We start from the raw sequence: 1,671 nt of genomic DNA, 5'->3' as shown, positions 1-1,671 counted from the left end.
GAACCGGGCTGCTGCACGGCGGGCAGTCTTCGAGTCCACCCTCGGTCTTCTCCCACCGCCAGCGACGCCACGCCACGCTCGGGGACTTGACGCCCCTGGCGTTCGAACGCCAAGCTACAGCCGCTTAGGGCGGTGCTCATAAGGGTTGCCGGGGGAGGAGGTAGCCGCACCGTTTGAACCAGCCCTGTGCATCTTGAGGGGAAACAGCGGCAAGAGCTCGACCAATCGATTGGTCGAGCTCTTGTCTGGTTCTGGGTTGGTCACGGCGGACGAGCGTCTTGACCTTGCCGAACCCTCCTTCGATGGGGGCCAGGTCCGGTGAATAGGTCGGGAGGAACCGCAGAGTACAGCCGTGGTCGTGCAGGAGCTGCGCGACGCGTGCATTCTTGTGTACACTGAGATTGTCCATCACAACCGTCTGACCCCGAGACAGCTCAGGAATCAGGACGTACTCGATGTAGCGCTCGAAGACCAAGCCATCCACAGCTCCAGGCACCGTCATGGCTGCGGTCATCCCGCTGGAAGTCAGCGCCGCCAACAGGCTGATGTTGGCACCTTTGTTGCGGGGGACCGCGCCGTAGGCGCGCTTCCCTCGCAGAGTTCGTGCATACAGCGGAGTCATCGCCACATGCGTACTGCTCTCGTCCACGAACACCAGGTCCTCTCCCGGTTGTTGCTGCATTGCCGTGCGCCACTCCTGGCGCACCTGTTCATCCCGTTCACTGGCGTACAAGGTCTTTTTTTCTCGTCCGTCCCTGGCGCAGCAACGCCCGTCCCACCGTTTGACGTGACACCCGTACCTGCCGTTCTTGCGCCAGACGCTGGGGATGCTGAGGCAACGTCTCGTCAGGATGACGGTCGCTCTGCTCGGCCAAGTGCTGCTCCAGAGCGGCGTCGAGCTTCCGGGGGCGTCCAGGGATGGCACGAGGCAGGACATGTCCCTCTTCCCGCTGGCGTTCACGCCAGCGTTCCACCGTTCGCGGGTCCACGTTGTACCGCTGCGCGACCACCTTCACCCGGTCCCCCGCCTGTAACCGGGCCATCACTCGCTGCCGCAAATCCTGGGCATACGGCTTCATACCCCACCCTACTCCTCCGGCAACCTTTCTGCGCCCCGCCCTATGCGACCGGACAGGCGCTCAGAGACGGAGACCCGCCGGTTGCAGGCGGTGTTGAATCGGGTGCCACGTGGGCAGGAACTCTACCAGGTGGTACAGGACGTGCCGGGCTGGCTGAGAGACGCGCCGAGGTCAGGAGCTGCGCTCCTGACCTCGTGGATCGAGAAGGCACAGGACACGGGCTTGCCCGACATCCAAGTCTGGCGCGCAGCTTCCAGAACGACTTCTCCGCCATTTGTGGCACCATCGAGTCTCCCTGGAGCAACGGTCAGACCGAGGGGTAGGTGAACCGACTCAAGATGATCAAGCGCCAGATGTTCGGCCGAGCGAAATTCGACCTGCTTCGGCAGCGCGTCCTTCTCGCCTGACCCTGCTGCACGCAAGCTGCGGGAGACCCCGGAGTGGCTGAATTCGACAGCATCAGCAGAAGTTAAGCGGCTGTAGCTTGGCGCTCGAACGCCAGGGGCGTCAAGTCCCCGAGCGTGGCATGGCGTCGCTGGCGGTGGGAGAAGACCGAGGGTGGACTCGAAGACTGCCCGCCGTGCAGCAGCCC

Annotated in this window: 2 protein-coding genes and 1 pseudogene; 1 reads left to right on the top strand and 2 read right to left on the bottom strand. The window is 63.8% G+C overall.

Annotated elements, in window-relative coordinates:
* Window positions 1–128 (top strand): annotated as a pseudogene (locus V3W47_RS19615) (IS3-like element ISDds1 family transposase); the annotation flags it as partial.
* A gap of 8 nt (window positions 129–136) precedes the next feature.
* On the opposite strand, the gene V3W47_RS19610 reads toward V3W47_RS19615, so the two are convergent.
* Complete coding sequence (locus V3W47_RS19610; protein WP_331826922.1) at window positions 137–733, bottom strand: IS630 family transposase; 597 nt, start codon at window positions 731–733, stop codon at window positions 137–139.
* Entirely contained in the window at window positions 720–1,079 is a 360-nt protein-coding gene (locus tag V3W47_RS19605) for a helix-turn-helix domain-containing protein (RefSeq protein WP_331826921.1), read from the bottom strand. Before V3W47_RS19605 ends, V3W47_RS19610 begins: the two co-directional genes overlap by 14 nt.
* Window positions 1,080–1,671 lie beyond the last annotated feature (592 nt).

It is taken from the genome of Deinococcus sp. YIM 134068 (assembly GCF_036543075.1).
Lineage (GTDB): Bacteria > Deinococcota > Deinococci > Deinococcales > Deinococcaceae > Deinococcus > Deinococcus lichenicola.
The sequence above is the reverse complement of the archived record's forward strand: the minus strand, read 5'-3'. Positions and strand labels throughout refer to the sequence as shown.

Coding starts and splice junctions, on each gene's coding strand:
- V3W47_RS19605 (WP_331826921.1), bottom strand. CDS start 1,079: ATGAAGCCGTATGCCCAGGATTTGCGGCAGCGAGTGATGGCCCGGTTA.